18 protein-coding genes are annotated in these 17,020 nt (G+C 45.1%); 11 read left to right on the forward strand and 7 right to left on the reverse strand.

From position 1 onward, the window contains the following. Nucleotides 1–390: 390 nt before the first annotated feature. Nucleotides 391–648, reverse strand: a complete 258-nt coding sequence (locus tag Tfer_RS16920) for a hypothetical protein (protein ID WP_242843564.1) — start codon at nucleotides 646–648, stop codon at nucleotides 391–393. On the opposite strand from Tfer_RS16920, the gene Tfer_RS07290 reads away from it, so the two are divergent. The 5 genes from Tfer_RS07290 to Tfer_RS07310 all read left to right on the forward strand — a co-directional run bounded on the left by Tfer_RS07290 (nucleotide 532) and on the right by Tfer_RS07310 (nucleotide 6,048). After that, nucleotides 532–837 (forward strand): zinc ribbon domain-containing protein, encoded by a 306-nt coding sequence (locus tag Tfer_RS07290; protein ID WP_242843563.1) that lies wholly within the window; start codon nucleotides 532–534, stop codon nucleotides 835–837. The two genes, Tfer_RS16920 and Tfer_RS07290, sit on opposite strands and share 117 nt — an antisense overlap. Before the next feature lie 130 nt (nucleotides 838–967). Then, nucleotides 968–2,383, forward strand: a complete 1,416-nt coding sequence (hydG, locus tag Tfer_RS07295; RefSeq protein ID WP_083436841.1) for a [FeFe] hydrogenase H-cluster radical SAM maturase HydG — start codon at nucleotides 968–970, stop codon at nucleotides 2,381–2,383. Between the two features lie 24 nt (nucleotides 2,384–2,407). Continuing rightward, a complete protein-coding gene (gene hydE, locus Tfer_RS07300; protein ID WP_083436842.1) occupies nucleotides 2,408–3,688 on the forward strand; it encodes a [FeFe] hydrogenase H-cluster radical SAM maturase HydE in 1,281 nt (426 codons plus the stop codon). 1 nt (nucleotide 3,689) lies between these two features. After that, entirely contained in the window at nucleotides 3,690–4,904 is a 1,215-nt protein-coding gene (gene hydF / locus Tfer_RS07305) for a [FeFe] hydrogenase H-cluster maturation GTPase HydF (RefSeq protein WP_052217674.1), read from the forward strand. A gap of 1 nt (nucleotide 4,905) precedes the next feature. Beyond that, entirely contained in the window at nucleotides 4,906–6,048 is a 1,143-nt protein-coding gene (locus tag Tfer_RS07310; RefSeq protein ID WP_052217676.1) for an aminotransferase class V-fold PLP-dependent enzyme, read from the forward strand. Between the two features lie 154 nt (nucleotides 6,049–6,202). On the opposite strand, the gene larC is transcribed toward Tfer_RS07310, so the two are convergent. Genes larC through larE form a run of 3 tightly spaced genes read right to left on the reverse strand, consistent with a single transcriptional unit; the run spans nucleotide 6,203 to nucleotide 9,005 of the window. Next, complete coding sequence (larC, locus tag Tfer_RS07315) at nucleotides 6,203–7,435, reverse strand: nickel pincer cofactor biosynthesis protein LarC (protein WP_052217678.1); 1,233 nt, start codon at nucleotides 7,433–7,435, stop codon at nucleotides 6,203–6,205. After that, nucleotides 7,432–8,193 (reverse strand): nickel pincer cofactor biosynthesis protein LarB, encoded by a 762-nt coding sequence (larB, locus tag Tfer_RS07320; RefSeq protein ID WP_052217680.1) that lies wholly within the window; start codon nucleotides 8,191–8,193, stop codon nucleotides 7,432–7,434. Before larB ends, larC begins: the two co-directional genes overlap by 4 nt. Further along, nucleotides 8,175–9,005: an ATP-dependent sacrificial sulfur transferase LarE gene (gene larE, locus Tfer_RS07325; RefSeq protein ID WP_052217684.1), complete on the reverse strand. Its 831-nt coding sequence runs from the start codon at nucleotides 9,003–9,005 to the stop codon at nucleotides 8,175–8,177. Before larE ends, larB begins: the two co-directional genes overlap by 19 nt. Nucleotides 9,006–9,169: 164 nt before the next feature. Here larE and Tfer_RS07330 point away from each other — a divergent pair, with 164 nt between their 5' ends. The 3 genes from Tfer_RS07330 (at nucleotide 9,170) to Tfer_RS07340 (ending at nucleotide 10,717) form a co-directional block, all read left to right on the forward strand. After that, nucleotides 9,170–9,670 carry a DUF4446 family protein gene (locus tag Tfer_RS07330; RefSeq protein ID WP_052217686.1) on the forward strand — a complete coding sequence of 167 codons (501 nt, stop codon included), beginning with the start codon at nucleotides 9,170–9,172 and terminating at the stop codon, nucleotides 9,668–9,670. 107 nt (nucleotides 9,671–9,777) lie between these two features. Further along, a complete protein-coding gene (locus tag Tfer_RS07335; RefSeq protein ID WP_013121814.1) occupies nucleotides 9,778–10,068 on the forward strand; it encodes a YkuS family protein in 291 nt (96 codons plus the stop codon). 4 nt (nucleotides 10,069–10,072) lie between these two features. After that, entirely contained in the window at nucleotides 10,073–10,717 is a 645-nt protein-coding gene (locus tag Tfer_RS07340) for a phosphoribosyltransferase (RefSeq protein WP_052217689.1), read from the forward strand. Nucleotides 10,718–10,736: 19 nt separating this feature from the next. On the opposite strand, the gene Tfer_RS07345 is transcribed toward Tfer_RS07340, so the two are convergent. The 3 genes from Tfer_RS07345 to yyaC are packed head-to-tail and all read right to left on the reverse strand — an operon-like array spanning nucleotide 10,737 to nucleotide 11,988. Continuing rightward, nucleotides 10,737–10,925, reverse strand: coding sequence for a hypothetical protein (locus tag Tfer_RS07345; protein ID WP_052217691.1), 189 nt, complete (start codon nucleotides 10,923–10,925; stop codon nucleotides 10,737–10,739). Between the two features lie 30 nt (nucleotides 10,926–10,955). Further along, the gene (locus tag Tfer_RS07350) at nucleotides 10,956–11,351 is read right to left on the reverse strand and encodes a hypothetical protein (RefSeq protein WP_052217693.1); all 396 of its coding nucleotides are present in this window, start codon (nucleotides 11,349–11,351) and stop codon (nucleotides 10,956–10,958) included. 52 nt (nucleotides 11,352–11,403) lie between these two features. After that, nucleotides 11,404–11,988, reverse strand: a complete 585-nt coding sequence (gene yyaC, locus Tfer_RS07355; RefSeq protein WP_083436843.1) for a spore protease YyaC — start codon at nucleotides 11,986–11,988, stop codon at nucleotides 11,404–11,406. A gap of 201 nt (nucleotides 11,989–12,189) precedes the next feature. Between yyaC and Tfer_RS07360 the strand changes: the two genes are divergently transcribed. From Tfer_RS07360 to Tfer_RS07370, 3 genes are read left to right on the forward strand one after another with little or no spacing between them, the layout of a single operon-like run. Then, complete coding sequence (locus Tfer_RS07360; protein ID WP_052217695.1) at nucleotides 12,190–14,385, forward strand: sigma-54-dependent Fis family transcriptional regulator; 2,196 nt, start codon at nucleotides 12,190–12,192, stop codon at nucleotides 14,383–14,385. 28 nt (nucleotides 14,386–14,413) lie between these two features. Then, nucleotides 14,414–15,472 (forward strand): hydrogenase small subunit, encoded by a 1,059-nt coding sequence (locus Tfer_RS07365; protein WP_052217697.1) that lies wholly within the window; start codon nucleotides 14,414–14,416, stop codon nucleotides 15,470–15,472. Beyond that, nucleotides 15,465–16,787, forward strand: coding sequence for a nickel-dependent hydrogenase large subunit (locus Tfer_RS07370; RefSeq protein WP_052217699.1), 1,323 nt, complete (start codon nucleotides 15,465–15,467; stop codon nucleotides 16,785–16,787). The genes Tfer_RS07365 and Tfer_RS07370 overlap by 8 nt, the downstream gene beginning before the upstream one ends. Nucleotides 16,788–17,020 lie beyond the last annotated feature (233 nt).

A 17,020-nucleotide genomic window follows, 5' to 3' on the forward strand; every position in this document is an offset into this window, starting at 1 on the left:
CCGACCGTCCGGGATCGCAGGGGGGCGTCAGGAAACGTGGCTTACTCAGAGAAGTGCGCGCGCCTGACTTCTATCCCGACAAAAAAAGAAGAAAATTACACGCGATTAATTAAAACTCCGACCAGAGAACATATAAACTTTACTTTTACAATTAATTTTCAACTTAAAATTAATTACCAGAGATGATACAACCTGTTCTTTTTAAAAATTATCCGTGTCATTTGCGTATTCTGTGTTTAAAAAATGGCGTGGCTCCCGGTCGGTTTTTTGGTAATGGTGAAGGAAAAAGTGAACAACTTATTGTTTCATTGCTCCTGCGGTGTTAAAGGGTAGATGTACTGATCGTTCCGCGTTCCTAGTGTCCTTAGTTCACTCTCTACCATCTGCGGTTCACATTATGGGCAAATAGTAGGCGCTGGGCACCAGTAAAGGGACTGCGGCAGACGCCACAACCAGCGCATTGGCCAGTGGGCTTTCGGCAGTTTGCGTGACCTGCTGGCATATAAGCTCAAACGTTACGGCGTTGAGCTGATACCGGTGGATGAGCGCAGTACCTCTGGTACCTGCCCGGTATGCGGGGAATACACCAAACAAACCGGGCGCGTATACCGGTGTGGCAGTTTTTCCTGCGGGTTCACCGACATCCACCGGGACGTGCAGGGAGCCAGCGGCATTCTGGATAAGTGCGTAACCGGCGGATTCACCAGTGGCCGCAAGCTGCCCGCAGTGGTGGATTACATGTGGCCAATGGTATTAATGCCAAAAAAACCGCTTAAACGTATCTACGTATCCTTTTGGCGAAGTAGTAGACGCCCATGGACCGGGCCTCTCGGATAAATGCCGGGATGTAGCTCACGAGGAAAGCGTGAGACCTGCACTTTAGCAGGCAGCATTCCGATGACTTGAGAAACCTTCGCGGAGAAGCCTCCGGGCTTGTCCCAGAGGAGGTTCACAACGGACGTCACAAATGTTTCACGTGAAACATGCTGTTAACAATTTTTTGACTGAAGTGGTGAATAATATGACTGATTATATCAGTGAAGAACAAATTGCCATGTATTTGGAGCACAGGAAACCTGATAAAAAACACTATGCTGATGTTCTGAGCAAAGCTGCAGAAGGCAAAGGGCTGCTTATAGAAGAAACGGCTGTTCTATTATCTCCTCCGGATGAAGAAACAAAGCATCTCTTGTTTAATACAGCGGGGAAAGTTAAGCAACAAATTTACGGTACCCGGATAGTGTTATTTGCACCTCTATATTTATCCAACTACTGCGGGAATAACTGCCTTTACTGTGGTTTTAGAAAAGACAATAAAATTATTAAGCGCCGGAAATTAAATAAGGAAGAAGCGCTGGAAGAAGTAAAATTACTGGAAAAACAAGGCCACAAGAGACTGCTATTAGTTACCGGCGAAGCGTCCGGAAGCGGAGTAGAGTATCTTGCGGACCTGATAGGAGACATTTATGCCCTCACTGATATCAGACGCGTCAACATAAACGTAGCTCCTTTGACAGTGGATGAATTCAGGATGGTTAAAGAAGCAGGGATTGGCACTTATCAATTGTTCCAGGAAACTTATCATCAACCTTCGTATAAATATTATCACCCTTCCGGAAAAAAATCTGACTACCAATGGCGAATATCCGCCTTTGACCGCGCTATGGAGGCGGGTATAGATGATATAGGCATGGGCGTGCTGTTTGGGCTCTACAATTATAAATTTGAAGTTTTAGCTCTCTGCCAGCACGCCGAGTACCTGGAAAGAAAATTTGGCGTTGGACCACATACAGTATCAGTGCCGCGACTAAAGAGAGCGCCTGGCGCTGAAATACAGACCACGCCATGGATGGTAGACGATGAGGAACTGAAAATTATAGTGGCTGTTCTGCGCCTGGCTTTACCATATACGGGTATTATACTTTCTACCAGGGAAAGTCAACAACTGCGAAATGAATTATTGGGCCTTGGGGTGTCGCAAATCAGCGCCGGGTCATCGACTTCTCCAGGCGGATACAGCAGCAGTGGAGACAATAATGTACAATTTGAAGTTCATGATACGCGAAGCCTCGACGAAGTTGTAGCATCATTATGTAAAGACGGGTACATACCTAGTTTTTGTACAGCATGTTACAGAAGACACCGCACAGGTGAAGCGTTTATGTCTTTGGCTAAAGTGGGCGATATTAAGGAGCTGTGCCTCCCTAATGCATTGCTTACCTTTAAAGAGAATTTGCTGGATTATGCAAGTCAGGAAACAAAAAAACTAGGGGAAAACCTAATTGGTAAAGAACTGTGTCTTTTAAAAAACGAAGCCCTCGTCAATGAATTAAAAAGCCGATTTGAAAGAATGAACCGGGGAGAACGGGATTTGTATTTTTAGAAAACAGCAGGCTGGGTGTGCAAAATGGCAAGAGAATTTTATCTGATTTTATGCCCGTCAACATCACATATGCTCAGAAGTCACAAATTACTGACCGGGCACGGTATACCTGTTATCCAGGTACCGGTCCCCCCTTCAGCAGGTACTGTATGCAGCACTGCATTGAAGTTAGAAAGTATTTATTTAAAACAGGCCCTGGAAATCCTGCGAAAAAACCATGTACTCACAGATAAACTAATCAAGGATGATAACATAGGAATAGAGCGCCTTTTGGGCAATCTCAGGCAAAAAGTATTCCTGACCCAAGTTTTGCGAAAAATTGTCAATGAACTGATATATGAAGAAAAAGACTTGGAATACCTACTTAAACTTGAGGATAAGGAAGATTTGACAGGGCTTTTTTCTGCAGCAGATAACTTAAGAAGAGCAGTAATTGGAGATACGGTAGAAATAAGAGCCGCCATAGAATTCTCCAATTTTTGTCAAAAGAACTGTTTTTATTGCGGTCTGCGCAAACACAATTGGGCTTTAAAAAGGTACCGGATGACCTTGCCTGAAATAGTGGACCAAACCTGTCGCCTGGCTGCACTGGGCATAAGGACAGTAATACTGCAGTCAGGTGAAGACTATCGATATGATCAGGATTCACTAGTTAGATTAATAAAGGAAATTAAAAATAAAACAGGTATGCGTATAACGCTGAGCCTGGGCGAAAGGCCATGGCGGGAATACGCGGCCTTCCGCAAAGCAGGGGCTAACAACTATTTGTTGAAAATTGAAACCACCAATGAAGATTTGTTCAAAAAACTTCATCCTGATGACGACCTGCAGGAGCGGATGCAGCACACCCTGTGGTTAAAGGAATTAGGGTATATAGTGGGATCAGGAAATATAATCGGATTGCCCGGTCAGAATGCATTGGATATTGCCCGGGATATCCTTTGGTTTAAAAAAATGGAAGTGCACATGATTGGTATTGGGCCTTTTGTTCCTGCGCAGGGGACTCCCCTGGCAGATGCGCCGGCCGGTGATATTTTGGATACCTTAAAAGCAATGGCCGTAGCCAGGCTTGTTTGCAGAAATTCTTTTATACCTTCTACTACTGCACTGGCGACATTGAACAAAGAAGCCCAGAAAACTGGACTAACAGTGGGAGCAAATACTATAATGTTAGTATCGACCCCCATGGAGTATAAAAAGGATTATTGTATCTATAATAACAAAGTTGATGTTAATTTGGAATGGGCCTTGAGTATGATACAGGAATTGGGGAGAGAAAAGCCCCGTTATTTAAAGGAGGTTTAAAATGCAGGGTACTCCCAGAGCTGACCGTATACATATAGCTATTTTTGGCAATCGTAATGCAGGAAAGTCCAGTCTCATCAATGCCCTTACAGGACAGAACCTGGCTGTGGTTTCCGATTGTCCTGGGACCACAACGGATCCGGTATATAAATCCATGGAACTGCTGCCCCTGGGACCGGTAGTTTTAATAGATACAGCGGGATTGGATGATACCGGAGACCTGGGGGAGTTACGCAAAGGAAAAACCCTGGAAGTTTTGCGAAAAGCGGACCTGGCCTTAGTTGTGGTCGATGCCGGTTCCAGTAACCAGTCTGACGAAGATTTGTTACATAAAATAATGGAAAAGAAAATCCCAATCATTGGGGTTTTAACAAAAATAGATAAGTTTGGGGTTCCTGAAGACAATCTTTTTTCGAGAAAAGGGATACCGTGGACCCCGGTAAGTTCAAAAACGGGGCAAGGTATCCACGAATTAAAAGAAACTTTGGGGAAAATGAGTAAACTATTAAACGATGATTCGTTTGGTATTCTGGATGGTATTCTGGGTCCCCATGAAATGGCTGTGCTGGTGGTCCCGGTAGACACGGGCGCTCCGAAAGGACGGCTCATTTTACCTCAGGTCCAGACAATCAGGGACGTTTTGGACAGGGATGGTCATGCGGTAGTGGTTAAAGAAAACAGCCTGGCAGAAGTTCTGGCCAAGGTGAAACCTAAAATCGTCATTACCGATTCACAGGCCTTTGGTGTAGTGGGCCCACTGGTGCCACCGGATATTTTGTTGACAGGGTTTTCTGTTTTGTATGCCCGGTATAAAGGGGATTTGCCCTTTCTCGTGGCGGGAGCGAAGGCCATAAAAGGGCTTAAACCTGGGGATCGGGTGTTGATTTCCGAAGGATGTACTCATCACAGGCAGCCTGATGATATAGGACGTATAAAAATACCCCGCATTGTGAACAAAATTGTTGGTGGGGAAATAAACTATGAGTGGTCGAGCGGTTACGGTTTTCCGGATAACCTAGAGCAATTCAAACTGGTGATACATTGCGGGGCCTGTATGTTGAACAGAAAAGAAATGTTATACAGGTTGAATATGCTGAAAAATTTAGGCATACCAGCCGTAAATTATGGCGTATTGCTTGCTATGCATTTTGGATTTTTGGAACGGGCTTTGGAACCGTTTCCGGAAGCTTTGCAGGTGTGGAAGGGAGAAGAATAAATTGATATATTTGGATAACGCAGCTTCAAGTTGGCCAAAACCAGAACAGGTAATCCAGGCGGTAACCGATTGCCTTCGCCATGCCGGCGCTAATCCCGGCCGGGGCGGGCATAAAATGTCCCTGGCTGCCGGCAGGATTGTTTACGAAACAAGAGAACTGGTTGCGCAGCTTTTTAATATTAAAGACCCGTTGCGGGTAGCCTTTACCTCCAACGCAACAGAGGCAATAAATATTGCCTTAAAAGGGTTGCTGCAGCCCGGAGACCATGTAGTAACCACATCCATGGAACACAATTCGGTGGTCCGGCCGTTGAAAGTTCTGGAAAAAAAAGGTATAGAATACACTGAGGTTACCTGTTCCAGGGAAGGTTTCCTGGATGTCGGTAAGCTTACGGAAGCTTTAAAGCCCAATACAAAATGTATAGTGATGACGCATGCCAGTAATGTAACGGGAACACTGATGCCGGTTGCCGAAGTGGGGAAAATAGCAAAAGCAAAAGGCATTACCTTTATGGTAGATGCAGCCCAGACGGCAGGGGTTTACGATATTGATGTTGAGAAAATGAATATTGACCTGCTTGCTTTTCCGGGACATAAAGGGCTTTATGGTCCACAGGGTACCGGTGGGTTATATGTTCGCGAGGGGGTTGATTTAACAACGTTAAAAGAAGGCGGTACAGGCAGCAACTCCGAATCTCCCTGGCATCCGGACATTATGCCCGACCGGTTAGAGAGCGGCACACTCAATACACCGGGGTTGGCCGGACTGGGCGCGGGTATAAGGTTTATCATGGATAAAGGGCTCGATGTCATTAGAAGACATGAAAATCACCTGATGCAGATGCTCATTGACGGGCTAAAAAAAATAGATGGTGTGATCCTTTACGGTCCAGCCGATGTAAACAAGCAGGCCCCCGTTCTCTCTTTTAACATAGGAAAGCTCGGTTCGTCTGAAGTTGCCTTTATGCTGGACAAAGTCTTTGACATTGCCTGCCGGAGTGGGTTGCACTGCGCCCCCAGGGCGCACCGGACAATGGGAACCCTGGAACAGGGAACGGTCCGGTTGAGTGTTTCATATTTTAATACGGAGAAAGATATTGAAGCAGCCGTGGCAGGTATCAAACAGATTGCTGAAGAAGTTTGATTTCACCGGTAATCGGTAGAACATAGCTGGTTATGCTCTGTGGCAAAAATCACCACAGAGGGCCCAGAGAGCACAGAGGAAACTGATCGAGAAAATTTATTAAGAGCTAACTGAAACTTCATTACTGGATAACTCATAAACCTTACTTTGATAATTAATTCTCCGTGTCCTCTGTGTACTCCGTGGTAACGGTTTTGTCATTACCTAAGTAAAGGGACATAGCAACCGATTTGGCCTGGTCATAAACGGTTTTGGCCGGAACCCCGTGTTTTACGGCCAAAAGCCGGCAATCTTCCCATTCTGGAGCGATATTCCATACTTTTTGGGTAGCGGGGCACTTTCCAAGTTTAACCATTACCGGGCCAAAAGGAGTTTCCACCGCCTTTAATTCCCGCTTCAGTTTAAACCGTGTCTCTTCTCTCACCCTTACGCCAAGGGAAGTAGTTTCCCGCAGGATGATATTGGCGAGATGATTTAATCTATCAGGCGGGCAAAGTACGGTTAGCTGTTGGCCGGGCCTGTTTTTTTTCATCTGCAACGGAGTAAGTGTCACGTCAAGGGCTCCGGCAGTAAAAAGCCTGTTCATAACATAGTCGTAAAATTCCGGATTCATGTCGTCGATAGTTGCTGTAATGACTGACACTTTATCCTGCTGAAAGGGAGCCGCCGATTGGGTCTGGCCTAACACAACCCGCAGCAGGTTGGGAATTTCTCCGTCCCTTGTTCCTGCTCCATATCCAACGCCTTCAACACTCATAGCGGGGAAGGGGCCGAATCTTTTAGCTAAGTTTACTGCAAGTACAGCTCCCGTTGGGGTAACCGTTTCCCCTTCAATATCCGTTTCTGTGACCGGGCAACCATGTAACAGTTCCAGTGTAGCCGGAGCAGGCAGGGGAATAATACCGTGGGCACATTGCACAAAGCCTTTTCCCATCGGTAGAGGAGAACAGATGATTTCTTCAACAGCCAGATGCTCAAGGCAGATAAGGACAGATAAAATATCAATTATGGAATCTACGGCTCCGACTTCGTGAAAATGTACCTTATCAGGTGTTATGCCATGAATTTTGGCTTCCGCTTCGGCCAGGTGAGAAAAGATTTTTATGGCCTGTCTTTTCACAGAAGCGCTAAGGCCGCTCTTATCTATGATATCATGTATGTGGTGCAGATGCCGGTGCTGTTTTTCGGCAACTATGGTAAACACTGAAAACTTGGTGCCGGTAATGCCGTTCTTGATTACTTTTTCAGCCGCAATTTGGTAGTTGTTAACAGGGACAGTTTGTAACTGCTCCTGAAGGTTTTTAAAATCAACGCCTAAATCCAAAAGCGCACCGACAAACATATCGCCGCTTATACCGGCGAAGCAGTCGAGAAAAAGCGTTTTCATGCCGAAGACTCCTTTAAGCGTAATATACTTGAAGCCATGGCGGCAGCGCCAAAACCATTGTCAATATTAAAAACGGCTACTCCTGCAGCGCAGGAATTCAGCATGCCCAAAAGGGCGGTAATACCGCCAAAACTTGCGCCGTAGCCCACGCTGGTGGGTACAGCCAAAACCGGTTTATCAACCAGCCCACCCACTACGCTGGCCAATGCACCTTCCATGCCGGCGACCACAATTATCACGGAAGCCTGGGAAAGCAGTTGATGATTATCCAGCAGACGGTGAATACCGGCTACTCCTACGTCGTAAAGCCGCAGCACTGTATTTCCCATTATTTCGCCTGTAACAGCCGCTTCTTCTGCTACAGGCAGGTCGGCTGTTCCGGCGCTAATGACCAGTATGGAACCAGGCCGTTTGGGAAGCTCTTTTTGCCGCAGGGTAATACAGCGGGCTGCGGGGTGGTAAACGGCTTGAGGACAGATTTGTTTTACAGCCTCATACATTTCCTGCGAAGCCCGGGTGGCCAATACGTTTTTGTTTTTTTCGGCCAGTTTGGCAAAAATAGCAACTACTTGTTCCGGTGTTTTTCCCTGCGCAAAAATTACCTCGGGGAACCCATTGCGTAAATTACGATGGTGGTCAACCTTGGCAAAGCCTAAATCTTCGTATTTCAATACCTTTAGTGAATCTAAAGCCTCCTCAATACTGACTGTTCCGTTTTTGACTTTTTGCAGCAGATCTTTTAGATATTGTCTGTCCATAGCTTATGCTCCTTACTGATAACTTCATTCATACTGCCGCTTCGAAACCCGGCCAGGTCCAAAGTTATGTATATATAACCCAATTCCTTAAGTTTACGGAGGACAACATCTTTTTTAGAAATCATATTGGTAAATTGGTCAGGTAAAATTTCTATCCGCGCAGTAGGCCCATAGTCCCGTACCCGGACAGGCACAAACCCCTGAGACAATAAAAATTCTTCGCTTTTACCAACTCTGTCCAGGTTTTCCCTGGTTATTTTTGTGCCGTAAGGTATGCGTGAAGCCAAGCAGGCCAGTGACGGTTTATTCCATGTGGGAAGGTTTAATTCCCTGGATAAAGACCGTATTTCTGCTTTAGTTAAACCGACTTCCTGCAGAGGACTACGAACACCTAATTCCTTGGAGGCTTTTTGCCCCGGGCGGAAATCATGGCGGTCATCGGCGTTAGCGCCGTCCAGGATTATTTCAATGTTTTTGCTGCGGGCCAATTCACGGAGCTGGGACATCAGTTCTTTTTTGCAATAATAGCATCTTTCCGGCGGGTTGGATACGAAATCAGGGTTTTCCAACTCATTGGTATATATAATCATATGGTTAAGTCCCAAAGAATCAGCCAGCTTTTTTGCCTCTTCGATTTCAGCCTGCGTATATGTTGGAGATACGGCGGTTACGGCTAATGCCTTAGAACCCAAAACATCATGGGCCACTTTGGCTAGCAAGGTACTGTCACATCCTCCTGAGAAAGCGATAACCGCGGAATCAAATGCAGCGACAATATTTTTTAATTCGGAAAGTTTGTTGTTTGTAGCCATTATTTACCCCCCTTGAGGATTTGATTTCATTGTAATATGGGGACTTTTTCTTTGTCAACTTAAGGGGGTCAGGCAAAGACACAGAAATTTTCTGTGCCAAGAGGATTTTATATTGGATTGTTGAATTTATATTTCCTATAACCCATCGCAGTAGAGGTGAAATTATGGAGACTTTGATACAAGTTGTTGAAATGAACGGACCTTTTTTGTCAATTTTTAGTATTGTATTAGGGGTGTTAAATTTAGTACTGTTTTTTATCTTATTGGGCCGGTGCATAAATTTAAACAAAAGGTATAAAAAGCTTGTCAGGGGCATGGATAATAGGAATCTGGAAGATATTCTCCATGCCCATATGGAACGGGTGGCTGAAGTTGTAAGAGAGATGAACGGAATTGCTGCTATTTGCAGGGAGCTGAAAAGCATAACTGAGAAGTCCATCCAAAAGGTTGGCGTAGTCCGTTTTAACGCCTTTGCCGATACGGGAAGCGATTTGAGTTTCGCTGTTGCCCTGCTTGATAAATTTGGAGACGGAGTGGTATTAAGCAGTATTTTTGGCCGGGATGACCAGAGAACTTATGCCAAGCCGGTAAAAAACGGCAATTCTACATATCAACTTTCCGACGAAGAGCTGGAAGCTATAAGAATAGCTTTACAGCGAAAATAATCAGAGTGGTTTTTTGTTTAAATTTAATTGTCAAGCGAATTTTGGAATATTCCTCTACCCTCCGTGAACATAATAAAATTGCTGACTAAATAAGGAGGTTGGGGGATATGTCGCTTAAAGTTGCAGTCCAGAAAGGCCTTTATGAAACGGAAAGGGTTTTGCAGGATTCCGGTTATGACGTGGTTAGTCTTGAGGAAAATGAAGAGCCCGTAGATGCTATTGTTTACTCCGGAGTTTCCAATGATTTGACCGGCTTTGACTCCGTAGACTATTTTGGAGACGGGACAACCATGGGGATAAACAGCCCATCAGGAGTATTGCTGATTAATGCCCAGGGATATTCGCCGCATGAAGTTGCGGGCATATTAAACAGTAAATTCAGCGGGATGGGGGAATAAGTAATTGAGGTACCGGGATCGGCAGGAGGCTGGCAAACAGTTGGCCGAATTACTGAAAGATTATAAAAACGAGGATTGTATTATACTGGGTATTCCCCGGGGAGGAGTGATTGTAGCTGCGGAAGTGGCTGAAGCTCTTCATGCCCCCCTGGACATAATCATACCAAGGAAAATTGGCGCTCCTTTTAACCCGGAAGTAGCTATTGGTGCCATTACCCAGGATGGGACTATGATCTGCGAAGAACGACTGATTTCCATGCTGGGCATTTCCGAACAGGAATTGGTGGAAGAGGCAGGCCTGGTGCGGGAGGAAATTTCCCGGCGTATGGAGCGGTATCGGGGCCAGAGGCCCTTCCCTGAATTGTCTAATAAAACTGTTATCTTAGTTGATGATGGCATAGCTACCGGTTATACTGTCCGGGCCGCCATAAAATCAATCAATGGCCGGAACCCAGGGAAACTTATTCTTGCTGTTCCTGTAGCTCCTAAAGATACTTTACTCTCTTTGGCCAATGAATTGGATGAAATGGTTTGTCCTCTTACTCCTGATGATTTTTATGCTGTGGGGCAATATTATATGGTTTTTGACCAGGTCACAGACTATGAAGTTATGCGGGCTTTAAGAGAGGCCGCTTTAAACAGCAAGTAGTTAATCCACTGTAAACAGCTTACTCCATATTTTTCAAGTCCGGAGTAACATTGGTTTCATCTAACACAGCCAGCACTTCATCTAAACTATCCACGTATTTTGAATTAAACGTATTGATTTGTTGTTGAGAAAAGATCGGGACTTCCTGAGCATTTTTTATTTTGGAAGTCAACCGGTTTTTTGTTTTATCAATGGTCTTCTTATTCATACAGTTTTCCCTCCGATCAGCCGATACCGGTTAAAAATAAGCTCCCATTTCTTTTAAAATGGCCACGGCCTTATCCAGATTATGTTCGTCTGTAACTACGGTCAGTAAAAAAGCTTTGCCGCCTGCCACCCCATAATCATCGGCGCCAATTCCGCTGACAGAAGGGTCGGTAGCCATAAGAACACGGGCATCGTTATTTGTGTACTGGTCTGTGTCGCTGGAATAAAGTGTAAGACCTGTTATAGTATCCGCCTGTCCGGCTATAGGGTTATTAAATTCGCGGTCCAGGCTAACTCCAAAGCGGCTGACTCTGTCCAACTGTATTTCACTGATTCCCTCTTTTTTTAAAGCAGCCATAGCTTCTTTCGCTGTGGAACTGCTGGGAAAATAAGCCAGTATGGAACGTTCGCCGGAAGACAACTGCATAATCATTCCCCCTTTAAATCGCTGTCTTTAGTTTGTTCCAACAGCAGGGAAATCATGCAAGCATATTTCTGCAGCTCATCACCAGGCCTTCGCTGATAAGTTCAGCCATTTTCATAACGGTGTTAAGACGGGTATTTTGTAGAACAAAATATTCCATGAAGCCGCCAACGTTTACAATACCGGTAATATGTAAATCGCCCACTGCAGGCAGGCATTTATTTACACCGGCGCCGGGTTTTAAAGAGCCTTGGCCTATATTGATGAACCCGACACTGTCGAGATTACCAAGACAGGCATCAACGGCCATAATAACGGGGTTATTCATTGTTTCCAAAATTTTGAGGTATTCAGCGAGGTTGCTGGCGTGTACCGGACTTTCCAGGGAACCCATTACCTGGAAAGGGTGGTCTTTTTTTCTTAATAAATTAGTGCCCACCAGAGGTCCCAGGCTATCGCCTGTGGAGCGGTCAGAGCCTATGCAAACCACTACTTTTGGTCTCTCACTAAAACCAGGGATTTCAGCAAAACAGGAATTTAAATAATCACTGATTTTTTTGCTGCCTTCGGGGTCTTCCATATGGATCCGGCAGGATAAAGCCCGGTTGTTACTGTTAAAAAAAGGTTTCAGCAAAGACATTACAACCTCCTGAAGTTGTTAATGCTCCAAATATTTATATGTAGGCTAAAGGAGATTTATACACGCTGTGGTGAAATTAATATAAGCATGTAGAAAAGGAATTATGCGAATATTGTCGAAAAATTAAACATTATATCACCTGTTTCATATATACGGTTGCAGATTGTTGGCGCCAATATACGCAGGTAGAGGTGAAAAAATATGTCGGTTATTACGACAATAAGTGAGAAGTGTCAAAGGTGTTACGCCTGTGTCCGCAACTGCCCGGTTAAGGCGATCAAAGTTGACAGGGGACAGGCCAAAATTATAGAAGAAAGGTGCATTGCCTGCGGATCTTGCGTGCGGGTCTGTGCCCAAAAAGCAAAGAAAGTTGCTTCCGATATCAGTAAAGCAGAATACTTTTTGGCTGTTGAAAAGGAAGTTATTGCTATTGTTGCGCCTTCTTTTCCGGCAGCCTTTCCGGAATTTCCCGCGGATAACGTATTGAGCGGGCTTTATGAATTGGGCTTTCACGATGTTGAGGAAGTTTCCCTGGGGGTCCAACTGACCATACCGGAGTATAAAAAGCTGATTGAAAAAGCGGAATTTCCGGTCATAAGTTCTTTCTGCCCGGCCGTTGTCGGTTTGATAGAAAAACACTATCCTGATTTGATTAAATATTTGGCGCCCATAGATACGGCCATGATTGCCTGCGGCAAATACATTAAAAAGCATCGAAAAAAAGCCAGAGTAGTATTTATTGGGCCCTGTGTGGCCAAAAAAGAAGAAGCCCGGTTAAGGGGCCGGGGTGTTATTGATGCGGTTCTGACTTTTAAAGAACTGAAAAAAATGTTTCACGAAAAAGGCATCGATCTTAAAAAGATTAAATCAAATCCCAACATTCTGCACAACGGCAAGGCCAAGCTTTTCCCCTTACCTGGGGGGTTGCTTGCCAACCTTGGCTATAAACTCGACCTTTCTAATCAGGAGTTCTTTAATATAGAAGGAAGGGAAAATTGTTTTGAAATAATTAAAAACTTAAGTACCGGTGCAATTATGCCCCGATTTGTAGATATCCTGTTTTGTAACGGATGTATAGATGGACCGGAAATCGATTCAGATGTTGATCTCATTACCAGGCGCAACCTGGTGGGCGCTTATGCGCGAAGGTTTGGTGAACAGGCAAAAATATCCGCCGCCGGGCTGGATTTAAAAACCCGCTTTGTGGACAGGCATGTTGATTATCCAGTACCAAGTGAGGAAGAAATTAAAGAAATTTTAAAATTAACGTATAAAATAAGGCCTGAAGACGAGTTGAACTGTGGATCCTGCGGTTATGATACCTGTCGGGAACAGGCTATAGCTGCTTACCAGGGACTGGCGGAGATTGACATGTGCTTCCCCTACCTGTTGCATAAATCGCGCGGAGAGATTGAGTATTACCGAAACCGCCTGAATATGCAGCGCCGCGAGGATTTACTTGATGCAATTATCGGTGAGAGCTTAGCCATGAAAAAAGTGAAACAGTTGGTTGAAAGGGCGGCGTCTACTAACTCTACCGTGTTGGTAATCGGGGAAAGCGGTGTGGGGAAAGAGGTAATTGCACAGGCCATTCATAACTTAAGTTCCCGCCGGGACAAGCCATTTATCGGAATAAATTGCGCTGCTTTACCGGAACTTTTACTGGAATCAGAATTGTTTGGCTACGAAGAAGGGGCCTTTACCGGGGCCAGAAAGGGTGGCAAACCGGGTAAATTTGACCTGGCTCATGGGGGAACGATTTTGCTTGATGAAATAGGCGATATGCCCCTTAATATGCAGGCCAAATTGCTGCGTGTATTGCAAGAGCGCCAGTTCGAGAGAATAGGTGGTACAAATACCATAGAAATGGATGTCAGGATTTTGGCTGCTACCAATAAACCGTTGAAACAGCTTGTACAAAGAGGTAAGTTTAGAATTGATCTTTATTACCGGCTTAATGTTTTAAACATTTATGTTCCGGCCCTCAGGGAACGCAAAGAGGATATTCCGCTTTTAATCGGGCATTTTATGGAAAAGATGTCGATAGAAAAACGGGTTTCCCCCAAAATTATTTCCGATGAGGCTATGGAAGCCCTTGTGGCATACGATTGGCCGGGAAATGTGCGGGAGCTCGAGAATGTATTAGAAAGGGCTATGGTTATTGCAGACGGCAATATTATAAAATTAGAACATTTACCGGCGCAGGTAAGAGTCAATTCTCGGCCCGGAGAAGAAGTTAAAATTAAACCTCTAAAACAGGCAGTTCAGGAACTTGAAAAAAGTATGATCGAAAATGCACTGAAACTTACCAATAACAATAAGGTAAATGCGGCTGAGTTGTTGGGCATACCCAGGGCTACCTTATACCAGAAACTAAAACAGTTTGGCCTGCTTTAACCGGATTTCAATATTTGGAGGGATGGGGATGAAGCGGCTCACCCGGCGGGAATTTTTAAAATTGTGTGCAGCCGGCGCTATAGCTGTAGGTGGCAGTAGCACGCTATTTGCTATCGCGGCGGAAGCTTTTCAAAAGTCCAGGCAATCGGTAGTATGGGTCCAGGGCGCCGGCTGTGCAGGGTGCAGTTCTTCGATGCTGAATACTGTTGAACCGGAAGCCCGTGAATTATTGAAAAAACTGATAAATCTGCATTTTCATCCTGTTTTGACAGAACTGCAGGGTTTTAAATCAATTGTTAAACAATATGCCTTTGCCCGGGAGAATCAGGGTAGGTTTATTCTAGTTGTGGAAGGTGCGATACCGAAAGCAGAAAAGGGGCAATATTTTGTTGTGGGCGATGACGAGAATGGTTCGCCCGTTGCCCTAACTGAATTTATAAAAAAACTGGGTGATATGGCCCAAAGTGTGGTAGCTTTGGGCTCCTGCGCCTGCTACGGCGGGCTGTTGTCGGTTAAGCCTAATCCCCTGGATAATACCGGGCTGGATAAAATATTTACCCAAAATAAAGTTATCAATATTCCCGGTTGTCCGCCTCATCCCGACTGGGTGGTCGGGACACTGGCACACCTGATCCTATATGGCATGCCAGAACTGGACGATTATGGTCGGCCGCAGGTCTTCTACCGAGGTTTAATACATAACAACTGCCCTCGCCGCCAATATTTTGATAACAGCCTTTTTGCCACGTCTTTCGGTGAGGAGGGTTGCTTGCTCGAGCTGGGGTGCAAAGGTCCTTTGACGCACGGAGACTGTTCAGTTCGCTTGTGGAATAACGGAAAGAGCTGGTGTGTACAGTCCGGTTCTCCGTGCATTGGGTGCACGGAACCCATCTTTCCCAATCTGACAATGCCTTTTTATACCAGGATGCCCCGGATTGACCTGCCGGGCATAAACTCAACTGCCGATACAATAGGACTGACATTAGGGATAGCTACCGGGGTCGGGCTTACAGCTCATTTAGCGGGTAATGCCTTGACAGGACGGTTGGCCGGATGGCGAAAAAAGGGCGGTGAGCCCGATGAATAGGTTTACCGTTAATCCGATAAGTACCGGCAACCAACCTTTATCCGTGGAACTGGAATATGAGGGCGCTCGTATAAGGTCGGCGAGGGTCGGCATAAGGGGGTACTGGAGTTTTGAAAAAATGCTGATAGGCAGGCATCCTTTTGATGCTTTGCAGGTGGCTTTAAGAATAAACAGCCACTTATCAGTAGCGCATGGGCTGGCAGCTGCGAAAGCTCTGGAATCAATTAGTGGCATGGAAAAAACCTTTAATGGCATGCTGGCAAGAAATATTTTGCAAGGGTGCGAATTTATTTACTACCACCTGTATCATTTTTACCAGGGGATTCTTTTCGCTTATATTCCGGGACCAAAGGATGAAGATATGTTACCCGGTCCAGCCCGTATCCCTGTGCAGCAAAGCAAGGTATTAATTGAACATTACTGGCAGGCAATGCATTTCCGGACCCGGCTTCAGGAGATGATGGCCCTGCTTGCCGGCAGGGTTCCGCACCAGGTTACTGTTGTACCCGGCGGACTGAGCGAGACCCTTGATACACGCAAAATATTGAAATTACTCGCTTATTTGGAAGAAATAAAAGGGTTTATCAGTAATACCTACATAAATGACGTTAAGATTCTTATGCAGTATTACCCGGAATGGGCTACCACTCCTGTTGGCCAGAACAGGTACCTGGCAGTGCATTCTTTTCCCCAGAAACTTCTCAAGTCTGGCCAAGAGAAAGGGTGGTATTGGCGCGGCAGCTCATTGGATGCCGTACAACCGGAGGATATTGAGCTGGACGACACTTTTAGCTGGGATTCGCATGGTGACACAGATAAAAAAGGCGATAAAGCTGCTGCTTATTCCTGGCTAAAAGCCGGCAGGTACCGGAGCAATGTGGTGGAAGTTGGTTCCCTGGCCAGGGCGATAGCAAATGGCAGGTCCATTATGATGCAACCGAATGAAAGAATGAACAGTGTCTTGGGTAGGGAGCTCATTAAGGCTGGCGAATGCATTGACCTTTTGGATGCAATAAAAAACTGGATAAATTACCTTAAACCGGAGAAGGCTTTAGCCGGGTCTCCTTTGATTGTTCCCAAGGAAGGAACAGGGGTTGCCGTGGTCGAATCTCCGGCCGGGCCGGTATTGCACAAAATCATTTTAGAAAAAGGGCTGATTAAGGAGTACCTGATAATTGATCCGTTCGTTTTCAATTATTCACCCAAAGATAAATTGGGCGCCAATGGTCCCGTGGAACAGGCGTTGATCGGATTGACGGTGGCGAACCTGGAGTACCCCATAGAAATAGTAAGGGTTTTGCGGGCTTTTGAGTAAAATCGCGGTAAAATTATTAAGAAAATAGAAGGTTAATGTATAAATAATATACATGTATAAAAAATATACAAGCTATTTTAATTGGAATTATTACATGTTAATATAAAGGAAAAGGATGTTTACAAGGCTATTGCTGTATAAAAAATAAACATTATTTATATTTTTGTCGTCCTGGCTCTATTTTGCATATTGCTGGAAAAAGGCTTAACCCTAGAAACTTTTGAGAGGGGGCT

The sequence above is a fragment of the Thermincola ferriacetica genome (assembly GCF_001263415.1).
Lineage (GTDB): Bacteria > Bacillota > Thermincolia > Thermincolales > Thermincolaceae > Thermincola > Thermincola ferriacetica.

Excerpts from the sequence above, each read along its gene's own strand:
- hydG (WP_083436841.1), top strand. The coding sequence starts at position 968 with ATGTTTCACGTGAAACATGCTGTTAACAATTTTTTGACTGAAGTGGTG.
- hydE (WP_083436842.1), top strand. The coding sequence starts at position 2,408 with ATGGCAAGAGAATTTTATCTGATTTTATGCCCGTCAACATCACATATG.
- hydF (WP_052217674.1), top strand. The coding sequence starts at position 3,690 with ATGCAGGGTACTCCCAGAGCTGACCGTATACATATAGCTATTTTTGGC.
- larC (WP_052217678.1), bottom strand. The coding sequence starts at position 7,435 with ATGAAAACGCTTTTTCTCGACTGCTTCGCCGGTATAAGCGGCGATATG.
- larB (WP_052217680.1), bottom strand. The coding sequence starts at position 8,193 with ATGGACAGACAATATCTAAAAGATCTGCTGCAAAAAGTCAAAAACGGA.
- larE (WP_052217684.1), bottom strand. The coding sequence starts at position 9,005 with ATGGCTACAAACAACAAACTTTCCGAATTAAAAAATATTGTCGCTGCA.
- Tfer_RS07330 (WP_052217686.1), top strand. The coding sequence starts at position 9,170 with ATGGAGACTTTGATACAAGTTGTTGAAATGAACGGACCTTTTTTGTCA.
- Tfer_RS07335 (WP_013121814.1), top strand. The coding sequence starts at position 9,778 with ATGTCGCTTAAAGTTGCAGTCCAGAAAGGCCTTTATGAAACGGAAAGG.
- Tfer_RS07345 (WP_052217691.1), bottom strand. The coding sequence starts at position 10,925 with ATGAATAAGAAGACCATTGATAAAACAAAAAACCGGTTGACTTCCAAA.
- Tfer_RS07350 (WP_052217693.1), bottom strand. The coding sequence starts at position 11,351 with ATGCAGTTGTCTTCCGGCGAACGTTCCATACTGGCTTATTTTCCCAGC.
- yyaC (WP_083436843.1), bottom strand. The coding sequence starts at position 11,988 with ATGTCTTTGCTGAAACCTTTTTTTAACAGTAACAACCGGGCTTTATCC.
- Tfer_RS07360 (WP_052217695.1), top strand. The coding sequence starts at position 12,190 with ATGTCGGTTATTACGACAATAAGTGAGAAGTGTCAAAGGTGTTACGCC.
- Tfer_RS07365 (WP_052217697.1), top strand. The coding sequence starts at position 14,414 with ATGAAGCGGCTCACCCGGCGGGAATTTTTAAAATTGTGTGCAGCCGGC.
- Tfer_RS07370 (WP_052217699.1), top strand. The coding sequence starts at position 15,465 with ATGAATAGGTTTACCGTTAATCCGATAAGTACCGGCAACCAACCTTTA.